Source organism: Egibacteraceae bacterium, assembly GCA_040905805.1.
Classification (GTDB): domain Bacteria; phylum Actinomycetota; class Nitriliruptoria; order Euzebyales; family Egibacteraceae; genus DATLGH01.
Map to the genome: position 1 here is coordinate 6,491 of JBBDQS010000106.1, position 18,932 is coordinate 25,422.

General features: G+C 72.9%; 18 protein-coding genes. 13 read left to right on the forward strand and 5 right to left on the reverse strand.

Annotated features, from left to right (window positions below; all coding sequences use genetic code 11):
* The 4 genes from WD250_11750 to WD250_11765 form a co-directional block, all read left to right on the forward strand.
* A partial coding sequence (locus WD250_11750; protein MEX2620879.1) for a hypothetical protein occupies nucleotides 1-770 on the forward strand: 770 nt, incomplete at its 5' end.
* 76 nt (nucleotides 771-846) lie between these two features.
* Complete coding sequence (locus tag WD250_11755; GenBank protein ID MEX2620880.1) at nucleotides 847-3,243, forward strand: DNA topoisomerase (ATP-hydrolyzing); 2,397 nt, start codon at nucleotides 847-849, stop codon at nucleotides 3,241-3,243.
* 77 nt (nucleotides 3,244-3,320) lie between these two features.
* Nucleotides 3,321-3,659, forward strand: coding sequence for a hypothetical protein (locus WD250_11760; protein ID MEX2620881.1), 339 nt, complete (start codon nucleotides 3,321-3,323; stop codon nucleotides 3,657-3,659).
* A gap of 12 nt (nucleotides 3,660-3,671) precedes the next feature.
* On the forward strand, nucleotides 3,672-4,286 hold the full coding sequence (locus WD250_11765; protein MEX2620882.1) for a nitroreductase family protein: 615 nt from the start codon (nucleotides 3,672-3,674) through the stop codon (nucleotides 4,284-4,286).
* Here WD250_11765 and tal read toward each other — a convergent pair.
* The 3 genes from tal to WD250_11780 are packed head-to-tail and all read right to left on the reverse strand — an operon-like array spanning nucleotide 4,274 to nucleotide 7,757.
* The gene (tal, locus tag WD250_11770; GenBank protein MEX2620883.1) at nucleotides 4,274-5,344 is read right to left on the reverse strand and encodes a transaldolase; all 1,071 of its coding nucleotides are present in this window, start codon (nucleotides 5,342-5,344) and stop codon (nucleotides 4,274-4,276) included. The genes WD250_11765 and tal overlap by 13 nt on opposite strands.
* Before the next feature lie 8 nt (nucleotides 5,345-5,352).
* A complete protein-coding gene (tkt, locus tag WD250_11775; GenBank protein ID MEX2620884.1) occupies nucleotides 5,353-7,347 on the reverse strand; it encodes a transketolase in 1,995 nt (664 codons plus the stop codon).
* Nucleotides 7,348-7,382: 35 nt separating this feature from the next.
* A complete protein-coding gene (locus WD250_11780; GenBank protein MEX2620885.1) occupies nucleotides 7,383-7,757 on the reverse strand; it encodes a DUF2203 domain-containing protein in 375 nt (124 codons plus the stop codon).
* 186 nt (nucleotides 7,758-7,943) lie between these two features.
* Here WD250_11780 and WD250_11785 point away from each other — a divergent pair, with 186 nt between their 5' ends.
* From WD250_11785 to WD250_11820, 8 genes are all read left to right on the forward strand, one after another.
* A complete protein-coding gene (locus tag WD250_11785; protein MEX2620886.1) occupies nucleotides 7,944-8,933 on the forward strand; it encodes a COX15/CtaA family protein in 990 nt (329 codons plus the stop codon).
* The gene (locus tag WD250_11790; GenBank protein MEX2620887.1) at nucleotides 8,930-9,868 is read left to right on the forward strand and encodes a heme o synthase; all 939 of its coding nucleotides are present in this window, start codon (nucleotides 8,930-8,932) and stop codon (nucleotides 9,866-9,868) included. Before WD250_11785 ends, WD250_11790 begins: the two co-directional genes overlap by 4 nt.
* Before the next feature lie 32 nt (nucleotides 9,869-9,900).
* Entirely contained in the window at nucleotides 9,901-11,163 is a 1,263-nt protein-coding gene (gene fabF, locus WD250_11795) for a beta-ketoacyl-ACP synthase II (GenBank protein MEX2620888.1), read from the forward strand.
* A 244-nt stretch (nucleotides 11,164-11,407) separates the two neighbouring features.
* Nucleotides 11,408-12,139: a 3-oxoacyl-ACP reductase FabG gene (gene fabG / locus WD250_11800; GenBank protein MEX2620889.1), complete on the forward strand. Its 732-nt coding sequence runs from the start codon at nucleotides 11,408-11,410 to the stop codon at nucleotides 12,137-12,139.
* Between the two features lie 35 nt (nucleotides 12,140-12,174).
* Nucleotides 12,175-12,798 carry a lysophospholipid acyltransferase family protein gene (locus WD250_11805; GenBank protein ID MEX2620890.1) on the forward strand — a complete coding sequence of 208 codons (624 nt, stop codon included), beginning with the start codon at nucleotides 12,175-12,177 and terminating at the stop codon, nucleotides 12,796-12,798.
* A gap of 69 nt (nucleotides 12,799-12,867) precedes the next feature.
* Entirely contained in the window at nucleotides 12,868-14,214 is a 1,347-nt protein-coding gene (locus tag WD250_11810; GenBank protein ID MEX2620891.1) for an MFS transporter, read from the forward strand.
* 58 nt (nucleotides 14,215-14,272) lie between these two features.
* A complete protein-coding gene (locus WD250_11815; protein MEX2620892.1) occupies nucleotides 14,273-15,430 on the forward strand; it encodes a PQQ-dependent sugar dehydrogenase in 1,158 nt (385 codons plus the stop codon).
* Nucleotides 15,431-15,701: 271 nt separating this feature from the next.
* The gene (locus tag WD250_11820) at nucleotides 15,702-15,989 is read left to right on the forward strand and encodes a hypothetical protein (GenBank protein ID MEX2620893.1); all 288 of its coding nucleotides are present in this window, start codon (nucleotides 15,702-15,704) and stop codon (nucleotides 15,987-15,989) included.
* Here WD250_11820 and WD250_11825 read toward each other — a convergent pair.
* Nucleotides 15,964-17,001, reverse strand: a complete 1,038-nt coding sequence (locus WD250_11825) for a class I SAM-dependent methyltransferase (protein ID MEX2620894.1) — start codon at nucleotides 16,999-17,001, stop codon at nucleotides 15,964-15,966. The genes WD250_11820 and WD250_11825 overlap by 26 nt on opposite strands.
* Before the next feature lie 54 nt (nucleotides 17,002-17,055).
* Entirely contained in the window at nucleotides 17,056-17,634 is a 579-nt protein-coding gene (locus tag WD250_11830) for an isochorismatase family protein (GenBank protein MEX2620895.1), read from the reverse strand.
* A gap of 115 nt (nucleotides 17,635-17,749) precedes the next feature.
* On the opposite strand from WD250_11830, the gene serC reads away from it, so the two are divergent.
* Nucleotides 17,750-18,865, forward strand: coding sequence for a phosphoserine transaminase (gene serC / locus WD250_11835; GenBank protein ID MEX2620896.1), 1,116 nt, complete (start codon nucleotides 17,750-17,752; stop codon nucleotides 18,863-18,865).
* Nucleotides 18,866-18,932: the final 67 nt, after the last annotated feature.

The following is an 18,932-nucleotide window of genomic DNA, read 5'->3' on the forward strand; positions in this document are numbered from 1 at the left end:
CGCAGGCGCGCACCGAGGCGCGGCTGGAGGCGCTCGCCGGACGGGTCGAGGAGCTGGCGCAGGCGCAGGCGCGCACCGAGGCGCGGCTGGAGGCGCTCGCCGGACGGGTCGAGGAGCTCGCCGGACGGGTCGAGGAGCTCGCGCGGGCGCAGGCGCGCACCGAGGCGCGGCTCGAGGAGCTGGCGCAGGCGCAGACGCGCACCGAGGCGCGGCTGGACGAGCTGACCAAGGACGTCCGGGCGCTGGCTGCAGCGCAGCGTCAGACCGAGGAGCGGCTCCAGTCTCTGGTGGACGTCGTGAGCGGCATGAACGACCGGTTGGGCAAGCTCGATGGGGACGCACTCGAGCGCCGCTACCGCGAGCGCGGGCAGGCCTACCTGCAGACCATGGCGCGGCGGCTGCGGTTGGTCGACGCCGGGGCGCTGAGCACCCTGCTCGACGACGCCGAGCGCGCCGGCACGCTGACGGCCACCCAGGTCACCGCGATCTTCCAGGCCGATGCGGTTTTCACCGGCGTGCGCCGCAGCGACGACGTCGCGGTCCATCTGGTCGTGGAGGCGTCGGTCACGATCGCCCGCCACGACGTGCGCCGTGCCCGGGAGCGCGCCGACCTGCTGGCGCGGGTCGTGGACACCCCGGTGCTGGCCGTCGTAGCCGGCGAGTTCGCCCCGGAACCGGTGCAGGTCGCCGCTCAGGACGCCGACGTGTGGCGCGTGACCAACGGTCGTGCCGTGTCGCCGACCGACGACCTGGACGAGGGTCACGCCTGAGCACGCTGCTGTGGCGAGCAGGACCGGCGGGTAGGGCCTGCGTGGAGCGGTTGGTTCCACTTGGCAGAATGAGGCCATGAACCAGCAGCAGAGCCTCCTCGGCGGCAACGGGTCGGACAACGTGGTCGACGTCGACATCGCCGATCGCATGGAGTCGGCGTTCCTCGACTACTCGATGTCGGTGATCGTCGGGCGCGCGCTGCCAGACGTGCGCGACGGCCTGAAGCCGGTGCAGCGCCGCATCCTCTACGCGATGTGGGAGGAGGGCCTGCGCCCCGACCGGCCGTACCGCAAGTGCGCGTCGGCCGTCGGGGACGTGATGAAGAAGTACCACCCGCACGGCGACTCGTCGATCTACGAGGCGCTGGTCCGCATGGCGCAGAACTTCTCCTTCCGCGCCCCGCTGATCGACGGTCACGGCAACTTCGGGTCCGTGGACGGCGACAGCGCAGCGGCCATGCGCTACACCGAGGCGCGGCTGTCGCCGATCGCGATGGAGCTGCTCGCCGGCATCGACGAGGACACCGTCGACTTCACCCCCAACTACGACGGCTACTGGCGCGAGCCGGTGGTGCTGCCCGCCCGCTTCCCGAACCTGCTCGTCAACGGAGCCAGCGGCATCGCGGTGGGCATGGCGACGTCGATCCCGCCACACCATCTCGGCGAGACGATCGCTGCGTGCCTGCACCTGGTCAAGCGGCCGGATGCGACCGTGGACGAGCTCATGAGGATCGTGCCCGCGCCGGACTTCCCGACGGGCGCGCGTATCCTCGATACGCCCGGCATCCGCGACGCCTACCTCACCGGCCGGGGGGCGATCACGATGGAGGCGGTGGCGACCACCGAGACGCGCTCGGGCGGGCTGCCGCGCATCGTTGTCACCGAGATCCCCTTCCAGGTGAACAAGGCGGCGGTGCTCGCGCGCATCGCCGCGCTGGTCAAGGACAAAAAGCTCGACGCCATCCGTGACCTGCGCGACGAGTCGAGCCGCGACGGCATGCGCATCGTCATCGAGCTCAAGCGCGGGGAGCAGCCCGCCCGGGTCCTCGACCGGCTCTACACGCTCACGGACCTGCGCACGAACTTCAACGTGAACCTGGTCGCCCTGGAGGACGGGCAGCCCCGCACCCTCGGCCTGCGCGAGTGCCTCGTGGCGTACCTGGCGCACCAGCGCACGGTGCTGACCAGGCGCACCACCCACCGCCGGGACAAGGCCGCCGCCCGCGTCCACATCCTGGAGGGGCTGCTGGTGGCGCTGGACGACCTCGACGCGGTCATCGCGTTGATCCGCGCCGCCGACACCGTCGACCACGCCCGGGCCGAGCTGATCGCGCGCTACGAGCTGTCGGAAGCGCAGGCCACCGCGATCCTCGACATGCAACTGCGGCGCCTCGCGGCGCTGGAGCGCCAGAAGATCGTCGACGAGCACCGCGAGCTGGGTGCACTGATCGCCGACCTCGAGGAGACCCTCGCCGACCCCGCAAAGCTCGACACGCTGCTGACCGGCGAGCTGCGTGCGCTGCGCGACCGCCACGCCGACGAGCGCCGCAGCCGTATCAGCGCGCCCGGCGCCGCCGACGAGGACGCGCTGGCCGACGCGGCGCTGCCCGAGCTGGAGGCCCAGGAGGTGACGGTCTACGTCACCGCCGGGGGCTACCTCAAGTCGGTCGGGCGCCGGCGCACCACCGCAGCGCACAGCCACCCGCGTGACCCGCTGGTCGCGGTCGTGCGCGCCACCACCGACGAGACCATGCTGCTGGTGGACGCCGACGGCAGCGGCTACCGCATCGCGGTGGGCGACGTGCCCGTGACCACGATGCGCCACCGGGGCACCACGCTCGCGCAGCTGCTCGGCGACGGTGCGAGCGCCCCCCTCGTGGGAGCGGTGCGTCTGGAGGATGCCGAGTCCGTCGTGACGGTCTCCGCCGCCGGGCTGGTGAAGCGCTCCGAGCGCGCCGAGTATGCGGGGCGCACCCGCGCCATGATCGCCGCCGGCGTCCGCGACGGCGACCGCCTGGTCGCGCTGGTGACCTGCGGCGAGGACGACCACCTCGTGCTCGCCCACGACGGCGGGCAGGTCATCCGCTTCCCCGCCGCCGACGTGCGCACGACCGGCCGGACGGCCACGGGCGTGAGCGGCCTGACCGTGCCCGATGGGCACCGGGTCGTGGCCGTGTCCGTCGTGCCCGACGGCGGCGAGGACGAGTGGGACCTCCTGACCCTCGGCGGTGAGGGGTCCGCGCTGCGGTCCCCGCTGGCCGACTACCCCGCGCAGGGCCGGGGTGGGAAGGGGGTGCAGACCGGTGCGGTGCCCACCGCGTGGTGCGGCCTGGCGACCGACCTGCACGTCCCCGGCGACACCGAGGCGGTGGTGCTGCGGCCCACCGACGTGGCGGCCGGTCGTCGAGCCGGGCGCGCGACGGCGGCCACGGGGCGTGTCACGGGCACCGTGGTCGCCGAGCAGGTCGGGTAGAGGGGGTTCGCAGGAGGAGATCGAGGGAAGCGCTGACCGTGAGGCTCTCTGCCCGATGCACTGAGAAGGAGCATGCCGTGACCGACCACGAGTTCGAGCACCACACGCACGACTCGATCGTGCACACCCACACCCACTTCCACGTCACCCACAACTGGAGCGACCAGGCGCAGACTTTCATGCACCTGAGCTCACAGCACGAGCACGAGCACGACCACGCGGCGATCGCGCACGCCCACTTCCCCCACCAGGACTTCCAGGGCGAGCACGTCCAGGAGGCCCACGACCACGACCACGACCAGCCGGTCAAGGAGCGGGCCCCCGCGAAGGCAGGCAAGAAGGCCACGGCCAAGCGCACCGCCAAGAAGGCCCCCGCCAAGCGCGCCGCCAGGAAGTCGGCCGCCCGCAAGTCCTGACGGTCCTGCGAGGTGCGGTTCGCCGACGTCGTGCGGGCCCGCCGGATGGTGCGCAACTACCGCACCGACCCGGTGGAGCCGGCCGCGCTGGAGCGCATCCTCGACACGGCCCGGCGGGGGCCCAGCGCGGGGTTCGCGCAGGGGGTGCACTTCATCGTCCTCGATGACCCCGCCGCCCGGGCGCGGATGGCCGAGCTCTGCGGCGAGTCGCGCTACGCCGCGCACGGGTTCGACCGGTGGTTGTCGCGTGCACCCGTGCACGTCGTGCCGTGCGTGCGCCGGGCCGACTACGACGCGCGCTACGCCGCCGCCGACAAGACCCGGTCGGGCTCACCGGACGACTGGACGGTCCCGTTCTGGTGGGTGGACGCCGGAGCTGCGCTGATGCTGCTGCTGCTCGCGACGGTCGACGAAGGTCTCGCGGCGGGTTTGCTGGCCCTCGACGACAGCCCGCCGCTGCGTGATCTCCTCGGGCTGCCTGACGACGTGGAGCCGCTGGGCCTGGTCACGGTCGGCCATGCCGCCCCTGACCGCCTGTCGGGGTCCGTGGGCCGCGGGCGCCGGCCCCTCGACGAGGTGGTCCACCGCGGTCGCTGGGGCCGCGACGGGACGCGTCAGGCGAGATAGCCCGCGACCGTGGCCACCGCGGCGTCGAACGAGGCGACGAACTTCTCCACGCCTTCGGCTTCGAGCTCCTTGGTGACCTGGTCGAGGTCGAGGCCCTGCTCGGCCAGGCGCTGGAGCTGCTGGCGGGCCTCCCCACCGGTGCCTGACAACCGGTCTTCCACGGTGCCGTGGTCGCGGAACGCGTCCAGGGTCTGCTCGGGCATGGTGTTGACGGTGTCGGGCCCGGCCAGCTCGGCGACGTAGAGCGTGTCGGGCAGCGCGGGGTTCTTGGTCGACGTGGACGCCCACAACGGCCGCTGCACCCGGGCGCCGGCCGCGGCCAGGTCGGCGAAGTCGGGCCCGCGAAAGATGCGCTCGAACGACTCGTAGGCCATGCGGGCGTTGGCGATGCCGGCCGTGGCCACCTGGGCATGGGGCTCTCCGAGGTGCACGTCGGCTTTGGCGTCCACGCGGCTGACGAAGAACGACGCCACGCTGGAGACGTCCAGGGGCTCGCCGCTGTCGCCCCGGGCACGCAGGCCCGCCAGATAGGCGCCGGCCACCGCCTCATACCGGGCGACGCTGAACAGCAGGGTGACGTTGACGTTGACGCCCGCAGCGATCAACCGGGTGATCGCCGGCAGGCCGGGCTCCGTGCCCGGCACCTTGATCATGAGGTTGGGGCGATCGAGCTCGCGGAACAGCAGCAACGCCTCGCTGACCGTCTCCTCGGTGTCGAACGCCTTCGACGGGTCCACCTCGATGGACACGAACCCACGGGTCCCCCCCGCCTCGCGATAGCGCGGCAGGAACAGGTCACAGGCCGCCTGCACGTCTGCCCGCATCAACGCCCACAGCGCATCCCTGGGGGCGCTGCCCGCGAGCTCGGCGAGCTGTTCCCCGTAGCTGTCGTCCTCGGCCAGCGCCGTCTCGAAGATGGTGGGGTTGCTGGTCAGCCCGTCGACCTCGCCAGCAGCGATGAGTCCCGCCAGGTACCCGTCCGGTCCGAGGTAGGAACGGCGGAGCGAGTCGAGCCAGACGGACTGACCGAGGTCGTGCAGACGGTGCAGGGGGTTCATCGGGCCCCCTATGCGGAGCCCTCGTCGGCGTAGCTGGCGATCAGCTCGTCAGCAGCGTCGGCGATCGCCTCGGGCGTGAAGCCGAAGTGCTCGTAGAGGTCCGGGGCCGGCGCCGAGGCGCCGAACCGGTCCAGGGCGATGTGCTCGTCGGCCCAGCGGGACCATCCGAAGCTGGTGGCGGCCTCCACGGACAGCACCGGGGCCTCGGGCGGCAGCACGCCGTCGCGGTAGTCGAGATCCTGCTCCTCGAACAGCTCCCAGCACGGCAGGGAGACGACGCGCACGTTGACGTCCCGCTGGCTGAGGACCGCCGCGGCCTCGACCGCCAATGAGACCTCGGTGCCGGTGGCGACCAGCACGACGTCGGGATCGTCGTCGCCCTGCACGATGTAACCGCCCTTGGCCACCTCGGCCGCGCTGGTCTCGGCCAGCACCGGCACCCCCTGGCGGGAGAGCGCCAGCAGCGTCGGTCCGTCCGAGCGGGCGAGCCCGTGGCGCCACGCACCCGCGACCTCGCGGCCGTCAGCGGGACGCATGACGTGCAGGTTCGGCATCGCCCGCAGGCTCGCCAGGTGCTCCACGGGCTGATGGGTCGGCCCATCCTCCCCGAGCCCGATGGAGTCGTGCGTCATGACGTAGATGGTCGGCAGGCCCATGAGGCAGGCCAGGCGGATGGACGGTCGCATGTAGTCGGTGAAGATCAGGAACGTCCCGCCGAACGGGCGGAACCCGCCGTGCAGCATCATCCCGTTCATCATGGCGCCCATGGCGTGCTCGCGGATCCCGAAGTTGAGGTTGCGCCCGCTGTAGCTGCCCTTTGTGACGTCGCCGCCGTCGGTGATGTTCGTGAGGTTGGAGCCGGCGAGGTCGGCCGAACCGCCGACCAGCTCGGGGATCTTGGGGGCGAGGGCGTTGATGACCTTCGCGGAGTCCTTGCGGGTGGCGGCCGTCTCACCCTCGGTGAAGTCCGGGAGCTCGTCCTCCCACCCGTCGGGCAGCCTGCCCTCCAGGACCCGCTCCAGCTCTGTGGCCAGGTCGGGATGAGCGGACCGGTACGCGTCGTAGCGCTCGCTCCAGGCTTGGTGCGCCTGACGGCCTCGCTCGCTCTGGTCGGTGTGCGCCCGCACGTCGTCGGGGACGGTGAAGTCCTCCTCGTAGGGCCACTCCAGCTGCTTCTTGGCGGCCGCCACCTCCTCGGCCCCCAGTGGCGCGCCGTGGGCCTTGGAGGTATTGACGGCGTTGGGCGCGCCATAGCCGATCTGGGTCGGGACGCGCACGAACGTGGGACGGCCGTCGCCGGCGGCGGCTTCCTTGAGCACCGCGTCGAGGTCGGCGTCGTCGTTGACGTCGCCGACTTCGAGCACCCGCCACCCGTAGGCGGCGTAGCGCGCGCAGACGTCCTCGCCGGTGAACGACAGCTCGGTGCTGCCGTCGATGGTGATGCCGTTGTCGTCCCAGCAGACGACGAGCTTGCCCAGGCCGAGGTGGCCGGCGAGGCTCGACGCCTCGCTGCTGACGCCCTCCATGAGGTCGCCGTCACTGGCGATGACCCAGGTGCGGTGGTCGATGATCTCGTGGCCGGGGCGGTTGTACCGCTCGGCCAGCATGCGCTCCGCCAGCGCCATCCCCACGGCGTTGCCGACACCCTGGCCGAGCGGGCCGGTGGTGGTCTCGACACCGTTGGTGACGAAGTTCTCCGGGTGGCCGGGCGTGCGCGCGTCGAGCTGGCGGAAGTTGCGCAGGTCGTCGACCGACAGGTCGTAGCCGCTCAGGTGCAGTAGGGAGTACAGCAGCATCGACGCGTGCCCCGCGGACAGGACGAAGCGGTCCCGGTCGATCCACGACGGGTCCGCCGGGTCGTGCGCCATGTGGCGGGTGAACAAGGCGTAGCCGAGGGGGGCGAGCGCCATGGGGGAGCCGGGATGCCCGGAGTTGGCCTGTTGCACCGCATCCATCGCGAGGGTGCGGATCGTGTTCACCGCGAGCTGGTCCAAGTCGGTCACTTCATGTCCTTATCGTTTGGGAATCCACAGTCAGACTAGACGGCGGTGAGGTCGTCGATCCGGCGCCGGCCCATGAAGCCGAGCTCGACGGCGTGGTACCAGGCGAGTTCCGGCTCGCCCTCCAACCAGCACAGCAGGATGTCGCGGCCGTCCGCGACCGCTGGGAAGTCGATCAGGAGCGGAGCCGCACCCTTCACCTGGATCTCGCGGGTCCCGAACCACTCCAGCTGCTCGTGCATCCGCGCCTCGAGGCTCTTCAGCTCGGCGAGCCCGCCCGCGGGGGCCGGGTCGCCGGCGCGCGCCGCAGCGTTCGCCTCGGCGAAGTCCGCGCGGAGCTCGACGTAGCGGGCGGCGCGGCGCAGCACCTCGGGCATGAGCCCTCGGGCCTCGGTCAGCGTGAACAGTGCCATCGGGACCAGTATCGGGGTCGACGCCGCCGGACACCACTCGGCGGACGCCCGCAGCTTCGCTCGGGGCCGAACTGGCGACTACACTACGACCCCGGCGCTCCGCTGTCGCCCCGTCCGTCGTCCGGTCCGGGCCCGTGGTGTGCCGGTGCGGCGCCCTCGCCGCATCCGACGTTTCCGAGGAGTCCCGTGGCCAGCCAGCACCCGACCGGATTCGGTCGTCTCGCTGTGGTCACCGCCGGGCTCTCGCTCGTCCTCGTCGCCTTGGGCGGCGCCGTGCGCGCCACCGATTCGGGGCTGGCGTGTCCGGACTGGCCGCGCTGCTTCGGCCTGTGGATCCCGCCCGCGGATCTCAACATCTGGCTCGAGCACAGCCACCGGCTGCTCGCCGGTGTGGTGGCCATCGCGATCGCCGTGCTCACCGTCTGGGCCCTCGCCCGCTTCCGCACCCGTCCCGCGGTGGTGTGGGCGTCGGTGACCGCCCTGGTGCTCGTCACGATCCAAGCAGGGCTGGGCGCCCTGGTCGTGCTGCGCCTGCTGCGCGCGGACCTGGTGACGGCACACCTCGGGATGGCCATGGTGGTCGTCGCCTGCCTGATCTACCTCGCCGTCGCCGTCACCCGCCCGGCGCCGTCGGGGTCGGCCGGCGCGGCGGGCGACCGCCGCCTCGCCTGGACCGCCACCGCCGTGGCCGGGCTGTGCTTCGCGCAGATCCTGGTCGGCGGCCACGTCACCGGCATCGGCGCCGGTCTGGTCTACCCCACGTTCCCGCTGATGGACGGCGCGTTGATCCCCGCCATCGGGACCGAGCGCGAGGCGTTCCACGTCGCGCACCGTCTGCTGGCCTACCTGCTCGCCGGTGGGGCCGCGTACCTGGTCGTCGCGGCGCTCCGCCACCGCCGGACCATGCTGGCCGCCGGGGCGTGGGGCCACGGACAGCGGTGGCTGCTCGCACTGCCGCTCGCCACGGGCCTGTTGGTCGTGGTGCAGATCGTGCTCGGCGTGGCGAACCTGTACAACGGCACGTCCTTCCTCACCGTGATCCCGCACCTGGCCGTGGCCAGCTGGATCTGGGCGACCCTGGTCCTGCACGTCCTGCTCGCCCACGGCCAGGCGGCCAGCCGGTCGGCCGCCGCCCCGACACCGTCCCCCACGCCGCGCCAGGAGGCCCCGGCATGACCGTCGAGCAGCCACGCGTCGGGGTCACGTCGACCCCGCCGGTCACCGAGCACCCGACGCGACGCTCTGCGGGCGAGGTGGTCAAGGCCTACGTGGGCTTGACCAAACCCCGCATCATCGAGCTGCTGCTGGTCACCACGGTGCCCACCATGGTCGTGGCCGAGCGCGGGCTGCCGAGCCTCTGGCTCGTGGTGACGACGTTGGTCGGCGGGACGCTGGCGGCCGGGGGCGCCAACACCATCAACAGCTACCTCGAGCGCGACATCGACGTGCTGATGGATCGCACGTCACGCCGCCCGCTCGTCAACCACAAGGTGGCACCGCGCAACGCGCTCGTCTTCGGGGTCGTGCTCGGCGCCGCGTCGTTCGTGTGGCTGGCCGCCACCGTCAACGTGCTTGCGGCGGTGCTGGCCGTGGCTGCCATCCTGTTCTACGTGTTCGTCTACACCATGGGCCTCAAGCGCCGAACGCCGCAGAACATCGTCATCGGCGGCGCGGCCGGCTGCATGCCGGTGCTGGTCGGCTGGGCCGCGGTCACCGGTGAGGTCGGGCTGCCGGCCATCGTGCTGTTCGCCATCGTCTTCTACTGGACCCCACCGCACTTCTGGGCGCTGGCGCTGCGCTACCGCGAGGACTACGCCCGTGCTGGCGTGCCGATGCTGCCCGTGGTCGCCGGTGTGGCCGAGACCGCGCGCCAGATCCTGCTCTACTCGATCGTGCTGGTCACGGTGACCCTGATGTTCGGTCCCATCGGCGGGATGGGCACCATCTACTTCGTCGCGGCGGTGGTGCTCGGTGGGGTCTTCATCGGCTACGCCGTAGCGCTGGTCCGCGACCACAGCGAGCAGGTCGCGATGCGCCTGTTCCGCTACTCGATCACCTACCTCGGCCTGCTGTTCACGGCCATGGCGGTGGACGCCGCCGTCATCGGCTGACCGCCCCCCGCTCGGCCCCCGAGGAGACCGTGGTGCCCGACGTGGTCGTCACCGGCTTGGGCGCGGTCACGCCCTACGGGACCGGGGTGGCGGCCTTCTGGGACGGCCTGCTCGCCGGCCGGGCGACCGCCGGGCGGATCACCCGGTTCGATCCCAGCGTCCTGCCCGTGCGGTTCGCCTGCGAGGTCCCCGGCTTCGACCCGGTCGCGCACCTGCCGCGACGCCTGGTCCGCCAGCTGGATCCGTTCGCCCAGTACGCTCTTGTCGCCGCCGAGGAGGCGCTCACCCAGGCCGGGCTGCTCGGCCCCGCCACCGACGGGGGGCTGCGCGTGCGGCTGGCCGGGGTCGATGCCGACCGCGCCGGCGCGATCGTGGCGTCGGGGGCGGGCGGCATCCAGGAGACGGCCGCGCAGCTCGAGCGGTTGGGCACCGGTGGTCCCCGGCAGGTCCGTGCCTACCTGCCGGTCGCCCAGCCGGCCTCCATGGCGGGCGGGCAGCTCGCGATCCGCCACGGGCTGGGGGGACCGACCTACGCGGTGACCAGCGCCTGCGCATCCGCCGGTGACGCCATCGGGACGGCACTCGACCTGATCCGCAGCGGTCGGGCCGACGTGATGGTCGCCGGTGGCGCCGAAGCGGCCATCACCCCCCTCATGCTCGCCGGCTTTGCCGCGGCCGGGGCGCTCAGCCGGCGCAACGACGCGCCGCACCGGGCGAGCCGGCCCTTCGATGCGGACCGCGATGGCTTCGTCATGGGGGAGGGGGCGGGGCTGCTCGTGCTGGAACGGGCCGCGCACGCCGCCGCGCGGGGAGCGCCCCCCCTGGCGGTGCTGGCCGGCTATGGGGCAACCAACGACGCGTACCATCCCGCCCGACCGCGGCCCGATGGTGCGGGGTCGGTGCGGGCCATGCGCCTCGCCCTGGCCGACGCCGGCGTGGACCGCGCCGACGTGGACCACCTGAACGCGCACGGCACGGCGACGGTGGCCAACGACGCCGCCGAGGCCGCGGCGGTGCGCGCCGTCTTCGGCGCCCACGCCGACCGGGTGGCCGTCACCAGCGTCAAGTCGGCCGTCGGCCACCTCCTCGGCGCGGCCGGCGGTGTGGAGGCGGTCGCCACCGTGCGCGCTCTGCAGTCGGGGCTGGTGCCGCCGACCCTGAACCTCGACCACCCCGATCCGGCCTGCGAGCTCGACGTCGTGCACGGCGTCCCGCGCGCGCACGCTGCCAGGATCGCGGTTTCCACCTCGTTCGGGTTCGGCGGCCACAACGCCGTCCTCGTGTTCGCGCGCTGATTCGCCCGCGGACGCCCGGGTAGGCTGCACCCGTTCGACGAGGAGAGGGACCGGCACGGGAGGCGACCCACGGTCACCGGTGCCGGCGCCTCGGCGACCGGTGGCGCACCGCCACCCCGTACGCCCGGTGACCTCCCGGCACTGCTCGGCAGGAGCACCGCGGCCGATCCGGCCACGCCGAGCGGAGCGCCACGCCCCGGCGCGTGGAGAACCCTCATGACCATCGACCGGAGGACCTGACCAGATGAGCGCACGCACCCAATCGAACTGGGCGCTGGTGACCGGCGCCTCCAAGGGCATCGGGGCCGCGATCGCCACCGCCCTGGCGGCGTCCGGACGCGACGTCCTCGTGCACTACGGCCGCGATGGCGACGGGGCGGACCGCACCGCAGCCGCGTGCGCCGAGCGGGGGGTGCAGACCCACACGGTCGCCGCGGACCTGTCCGAGGGCATCGACCCCCTCGCCAACGCCATCCAGGAGGTCGGGGGTCTGGCGGTGCTCGTGAACAACGCCGGGATGACCGCCGACGGCCTCACCCTGTCCATGAGCGACGAGGCGTTCGCCGACGTGCTGCAGGTCAACCTGGTCGCCGCGTTCTCGCTGTGTCGGACCGCCCTGCGGGGCATGCTCCGCGCGCGGGCCGGCCGGGTGGTCAACGTCAGCAGCGTGGTGGGCCTGCACGGCAACCCCGGCCAGGCGAACTACGCCGCCAGCAAGGCCGGGCTGGTCGGTCTGACGAAGACACTGGCACGGGAGGTCGGCAAGCGCGGCATCACCGTCAACGCGGTCGCCCCCGGCTTCGTGGCCACAGCCATGACCGACGAGGTCGACCTGGAGGACCTGGCGGCGCAGATCCCGGCCGGTCGGGTGGGCACACCGGAGGAGGTCGCCGCCGTCGTGGCGTTCCTGGCCTCGGAGTCGGCGGCCTACGTCAACGGCACCGTCGTGCAGGTCGACGGAGGGCTGTTCGCCTGAACGCCGCGGCCAGACACGGCCCACCGGGGATGCGCGTGGCGCGGGCTGCCCTCGGCCCGGCGCTGCTGCGCTGGGTGGGCGCGGAGGTGACCGGCCTGGACCGGGTACCCGGGCACGGTGGCGTGCTGCTCGCTGCCAACCACCGCTCGTTCCTGGACCACTTCCTGCTCTCGGCGGCGTCGCCGAGAGCCATGCGCTTCCTCGGCAAGGAGTCGTTGTCGCAGGGACCGATGGGGCGCGTCAACATGGTCATGGGCATGATCCCGGTCGACCGCGGGCATGCCGATCTCGCCGCGCTGGACATGGTGGTGGCGAGCCTGTGCGCGGGCGACGTGGTCGGTGTGTTCCCGGAGGGCACGCGCTCGCCGACCGGGGAGCTCTTCCGGTTCCGCAGCGGGCTCGCACGGATGGCGGCCGCGGCGGGGGTCCCGGTCGTGCCCGTCGGGCTGACCGGGACCGCGGAGGCGTGGCCGGTCGGCCGTCGGGCGCCCCGGCCACGACGCGTCGGCGCGACGCAGGTGCGGTTCGGCGAGCTGGTGCCCGCACCTGCCGGTGATGCCCGGGCACGGCGCGCTTTCACCGCGCTGGTGCACGATCGGGTGGAGGTGCTGTGCGGCCAGCCGCTCGCCGACCGCTTCGCACCGGTGTCCGACGACTGACCACGGCGGCGGTGGCGGCCGCACCGACCGGGCGGGGCGCGGTGGCGCGGACGTGCGTACGATGCGTCCGTGACGTCACCGACCACGGGCGCGGTGCCCTCCGTGCGCCGCGTCGCCGTTCTGCTCGGCCTGCTCGTGGCCCTCACCATCGTGGGCTCCTCAGCGGTGGCCGTCGCGCTCCCCGACGTGGCGGCGGACCTGTCGCTCGACACCGCGGGTACGGCCTGGGTGCTGGCCTGCTTCTCGCTGTCGTTCTCCGTCACGACCGCGGTATTCGGACGCCTCGCCGACGCCCGCGGGCTGCGGCTGCCCCTGCGCGTCGGCGTGACCCTGTTCACCCTCGGCTCGCTGCTCGCGGGAGCCGCGTGGTCGTTTCCCATCCTGATCGCCGGCCGGCTCGTGCAAGGGGCGGGGGCAGGGGCTGTACCCGTGCTCGCCCTGGGCATCGTCGCCGCGCGCTTCGACGGCGCGGCACGCAGCCAGGCGCTCGGTGGGCTCACCGCGGTGGTGAGCATCGTGTCCGGGTCCGGTCCGCTGATCGGCGGGGCGATCACCGAGCTGGTGAGCTGGCGGGCCGTCCTGGCGCTACCGGCGATCGCCCTGCTCATCGCCGAGCCGGTGGCCCGCCTGGCACCCGCACGACCGGTCGGGGGACCGGGTGGCGGCCGGGCGCGACGGCCCGGTGTGGACGTGCGGGGCGCCCTGCTCGTCAGCGTCACGGTGACCGCGGTGACCCTCCTCCTGCAGTCGCCCGCCACCGGCCTCGGTCTTCGGGCCTCGGGGGCCGCCGGCGCCGCGGCCGCGATCGGTGTCGCCGCGGTCATGCGCCACGTGCGCAGGCGGCCGGAGGGCTTCCTGCCCGCGGCGGTGGTCGGCGATCCCATCTTCCGCCGCTGCGCGTTCGGGGGGTTGTCGCTGCTGGCCGCCTACCTGGGCATGCTGCTCGCGGTGCCGCTGCTGCTCGCGGCTGAGCACGGGTGGCGGCCCCTGCAGATCGGTCTGGCCCTGCTGCCCGCCGCGGCGCTCGGCGCGGTGACGGCCTCCACGGTCGGGGCGCTCGTCGCACGCCTCGGACGGGCGCGGCTGGCCTCGGGCCTCGCCGTGGGCAGCGCCGCCGGTCTGCTCGTGGCCGCGGCCGCTCCCGGCAGCCCGCTGCTGCTGGTGAGCGGGATGGCCCTGGTCGTGGCCGGCTTCGCCGGCGGGCAGGTCGCGCTGCTGGACGGGGTGGCGGCGGTGGTGGGTGAGCAGCACCGGGGGGTGGCGCTCGGCGTGTTCAACCTGGTCTTCTTCAGCGGGGGTGCGGTGGGGGCCGCGGCCGTCGGTGGCCTGGCAGGCCTCGTCACCCTGCCCGGTGCGCTCGCCTGCCTGGCGGTCCTGCCCGCTGCGGGCGCTGTGGCGATACGCGGGACGCGTTAGCGACGGCGCCGCACGGGAAGATCAGGAGCACACGCCCACAGCCACCGCAAGGACCACCATGATGCGCCCCGCACTGGTCGGACTCGCCGCCGCACTGATCGTGGCCCTGGCGGCCTGCGCCGACGGCGAGCGACCCACCGGGTCCGACGCCGACCCGAGACCGCGCACGGACGCCACCGGCGTGGAGGAGCGTCCCGGACTCGTGGACCCCGAGACGCAGGGTCCCGAGGCCGAGGACCCCGTGGACGTGGCGGTGACGGTGGTGGCGACCGAGCTCGAGGTCCCATGGGATGTGGCGTTCACCGACGACGGGCGCACGTTCGTGACCGAGCGTGACCGCGGCACCCTGAGCGAGCTGGACGAGACCGGCCAGCGGTCCGAGGTGGCCACCCTGCCGGTGGACGCCGCCGGCGAGGGCGGCCTGCTGGGGCTCGCGGCATCCCCGGACTTCGCCGACGACCAGACCCTGTACGTGTACTACACGACCGGGCGGGACAACCGCATCGCACGGGTCGGGCCCGACGGCGCACCCGACCCGGTCCTGACCGGCATCCCCCGGGACAGTGTCCACAACGGGGGGCGGCTCGCGTTCGGCCCCGACGGCATGCTGTACGCCACCACCGGCGACGCCGGTGACCCGTCGCAGGCGCCCGACCCGGCATCGCTCGCCGGCAAGGTCCTGCGCGTGGACCCCGCGGGCGGCGTCCCCGACGACAACCCGACGCCGGGCTCACCGGTGTACGCCAGCGGGATCCGCAACAGCCAGGGCCTGGCCTGGGACGCCGACGGCGACCTCGTCATCACCGAGTTCGGCCCGAACGTCGACGACGCGGTGCTGCGCGCGGAGCCCGGCAGCGACCAGGGATGGAACCCGCGGTCGGCGGTTGCGGGGGCCGGCGGCCGCGACTTCCCCGACCCCATCGCCGTCGATCAGCCACCCGAGGCGTCCTGGAGCGGCGCCGTGTTCCTGCACGATGGGGCGATCCCGCAGTGGGAGGGTGATCTGTTCGTCGCGGCCCTGCGCGGTCAGCGCCTCTGGCGGTTTGATCCGCGCACCGGCGAGGCCGACCAGCTGCTGGTCGGCGAGCACGGGCGCCTGCGCCATGTCGCCCAAGCCCTCGACGGGTCCCTGTGGGTGCTGACCTCCAACCGTGACGGCCGCGGCAGCCCCGTGGCGGACGACGACCGGATCCTGCGTCTCGGACCACCGCGGTAGCTCCATCAGGCGCCGGCAAGTTGACCGGCCACCGAGGGCTCCGCACCATCCATCAATCTTAGGTTGAACGGACAGTGGGAAAAACTTGACAGTGGTCGCGGCCCGCTGGTATGACAGGACCCGCTACGGGATGCCGCCGTCCGGCGGTGCTGGAGCTCACGAGCCCAGTGCGTCTTGATGGTTCCCATGCCGTGCCCAGTCCCCGCCCGGTCGAGATGCTGATGCTGCGTCCCGTCGCGTGCCGAACACACGACGTGGACAGGGACTGATCATGGCTGTTGGCGTAGCGGAGCCGTCCAGACTGCAATCACCCGCGGTGCTGCGCTGTGCCGCCGCGGACGTCCGGGCCGGTGATCAGGTGGCCTTCGTGTCGGCTGACCAAGGCGGGCACGTCGCCGGGGGGATCACGGGGAGGCGAGCCAGCGAGGACGGATCGACGGTCGCGCTCGTGGTCGATGGCCGCGTCCACCACGTCGCCTCGGGCCACACGGTGGTCGTGATTCGCTTCGGCACGGAGGACGGTCAGGCCGGCGTCACCCGGAACGCCGCCCCCACGTGAGGGCGTGCACCGGTGTGAGCTCGGCGTGGCCGAGGTCGGTGAAGCCATGCTCGGTGAGCAGCGCGTCGTAGGCACGGCGGGGGAGCAGCTGGCCATCGATCTGCGCCTCGAAGAACTGGATCCCGGCCATGAGCCGTCCGGGGACGCTCTGCAGCCCCTCGTCGGTGTCCGGGAACGGGAAGTCTGAGATCACGAACCAGCCCCCCGGCTTCAGCGCGTCGTGGATGTTGCGGGTGACCCGGTCGATGACGCGACACTCGTGCATGGAGATGTTGTTGATCACCAGGGTCGCCGGCTCATCCAGGCGCATCTCCTCGAGGGGGCTGACCCGCAGACTGACCCGATCGGCCACCCCCGCCTCGGTGATGTGCTTCTCCGCCCGGTCGATCGTGTGCGCGTCGCCGTCGACGCCGACGATCTCGCACGCCGGGTAGTGCTGCGCCAGCCGAACCAGCCCGGTCCCGGCCCCGCACGCGGTGTCCACGATGCGGCACCCGGCCTGCAACCGATCGTCCAGCCCCGGGACCTGTGCCAACCCGTCCGGGACGAGCCGGGTGTAGAAGGGGGTGCCCGTGCGGGCGACACCGGCGATCCACTCCGGGCTGCATCGGTCCCACCAGGTCCGCTCGCCGGAGGGCAGCACCTCCTCGAACCGGTCGAACAGCTCGGGCTGCTCGAACACCAGGAAGAGCCCGCCCACGTAGGCCGGCGAATGCTGATCCAGCAGCAGCGTGCTCATGTGGGGAGCGAGCCGGAACCGGTCGCCGTCGCGGCGGCACAGTCCGGCGCCGAGCGCGGCACGGCACCACACGCTCACGGAGAAGCCGTCAAAGCCGGCGTGACCGGCGAGCTCCTCGGGGGTCAACCCGTCGGCGTGCTCCGCCAGCGTCTCGATGAGGCCGCTGCGCAGCCCGATCGTGATCGTGCGGCTGCTCGAGTATCCGGCGGCGTGGCTGAGCAGCGACGTGGCCTGGTCCGCCATCGGCGGTGCGTGCTCTGTCGTGGTGGTCACGGCATGTCCTTCCTCGCGTCTGGCCATCTGGGGGCGTGCTCCTGGGCTGGGGGCCTAGCGGATGTCCACCCCGGCCTCGCGCAGGGCGTCGATCGTCTGCCTGCCCTGTTCGGGGTCCACCGGGCGGGTGGCCTCGGTGAGGAGCTCGGCGGCGTAGCCCTTGCCCACCGCATCGAGCGCGGTCTCCTTCACGCACACGTCCTGGGCCAGGCCGGCGATCACCACCCGCTGGATGCCGTGCTCGCGCAGGATCCGGTCGAGCTCGGTCGCCCCCTCCTCGCCCGTCTCGGGATCGCGGACGCTGAACCCCGAGTAGCCGTCCCCACCCCCGGTGCCCTTGCGCACCACCGGTCCGTCGACCACGAGATCGGGGTGGAACTGCGCACCCTTGGTGCCCCGGACGCAGTGGCGCGGCCACTGCCCCCCCTGGTCCTGGAAGTGCGGCGTCTGCTCGGGGTGCCAGTCCTGGGTGTACACGACCAGCGCACCGACGGCGCGCGCCCGTCCGATCTCGCCGTTGACGGCCTGCACGACCTCCTGGCCGCCGGGGACGTACAGACTGCCGTCCGGGTCGGCGAAGTCGTTCTGGACGTCGACCACCACCAGCGCGGTGTCGGAGCCGTACTCCACCATGCGCCATCACCTCCTGTGTTGCGTCGTCCTTCCATTCTCCTGCCCACACCGCCCCGTTGTCACGCTGCAGCCGCTCGGTTTGGCCCATGCGGGGGGCGTGGGGCAGAGTGGGGCCATGCCGACCCCCATCGCCCTGCCCGCAGAGCTGCGCCCCGCCGACGGACGCTTTGGTCCCGGACCCTCCAAGGTGCGCCAGGCGGCCGTCGAGGCCCTGGCCTCCGCGGCGCCCGACCTGCTCGGGACCAGCCACCGCCAGCCCGCGGTGAAGGGACAGGTCCGGCGCGTCCGGGAGGGGCTGGCGACGTTCTTCGCGCTGCCCGAGGGGTACGAGGTGGCCCTGGGCAACGGCGGCGCGACCCTGTTCTGGGACGCCGCGGTGGCCGGCCTGATCCGCCGCCGCAGCGCGCACGCCGTCTTCGGCGAGTTCTCCGGCAAGTTCGCGGCCGCCGCCGGCGCGGCGCCCCACCTCGACGACCCGGTGCTCGTGCAGTCCGAGCCTGGCACGCATCCGGTGATGGAGCCCCACGACGACGTCGATCTCTACGCCCTCACCCACTGCGAGACCTCCACGGGGGTCGCCATGGGGATGCGCCGACCAGCCGCCAACGGGTTGGTCGCCGTTGATGCCACGAGTGCCGCCGGCGGCCTGCCCCTTGACCCCGCAGCGGTCGACGCCTACTACTTCTCGCCGCAGAAGTGCTTCGGCAGCGAGGGCGGGCTGTGGCTCGCGCTGCTGTCACCGGCGGCGCTGGAGCGCATCGAGGAGCTGGCCGGCACCCGCCACCAGCCGGCCATGCTCGACCTGGCGCTCGCGGTCGACAACTCCCGCAAGGACCAGACCTACAACACCCCGGCGGTCGCCACGCTGTACCTGATGGGCGAGCAGCTGGACTGGATGAACGCCCAGGGGGGCCTCGCCTGGGCCGCGGCCCGGTGTGCGAGCAAGGCCGCCGTGCTCTACGACTGGGCGGCGGCGTCCCCCGTGGCGACCCCGTTCGTGGCGGACCCGGCGATGCGCAGCGACGTGGTCTGCACGATCGACTTCGCCGAGTCGGTCCCGGCGGGGGAGCTGGCGGCCGCCCTGCGGGCCAACGGCATCCTCGACGTGGAGGCCTACCGCAAGCTCGGCCGCAACCAGCTGCGGGTCGCCGTGTTCCCGGCCATCGACCTCGCCGACGTTGAGCGCCTCGTCGCCGCGATCGACCACCTGGTCGAACGGCTCGCGCAGTAGCGCGATCGGGCTCTAGCCCGAGTTTCCTGGATAGCGGTGACTGGCGCCACGTTCTTGCAGGTCAGAG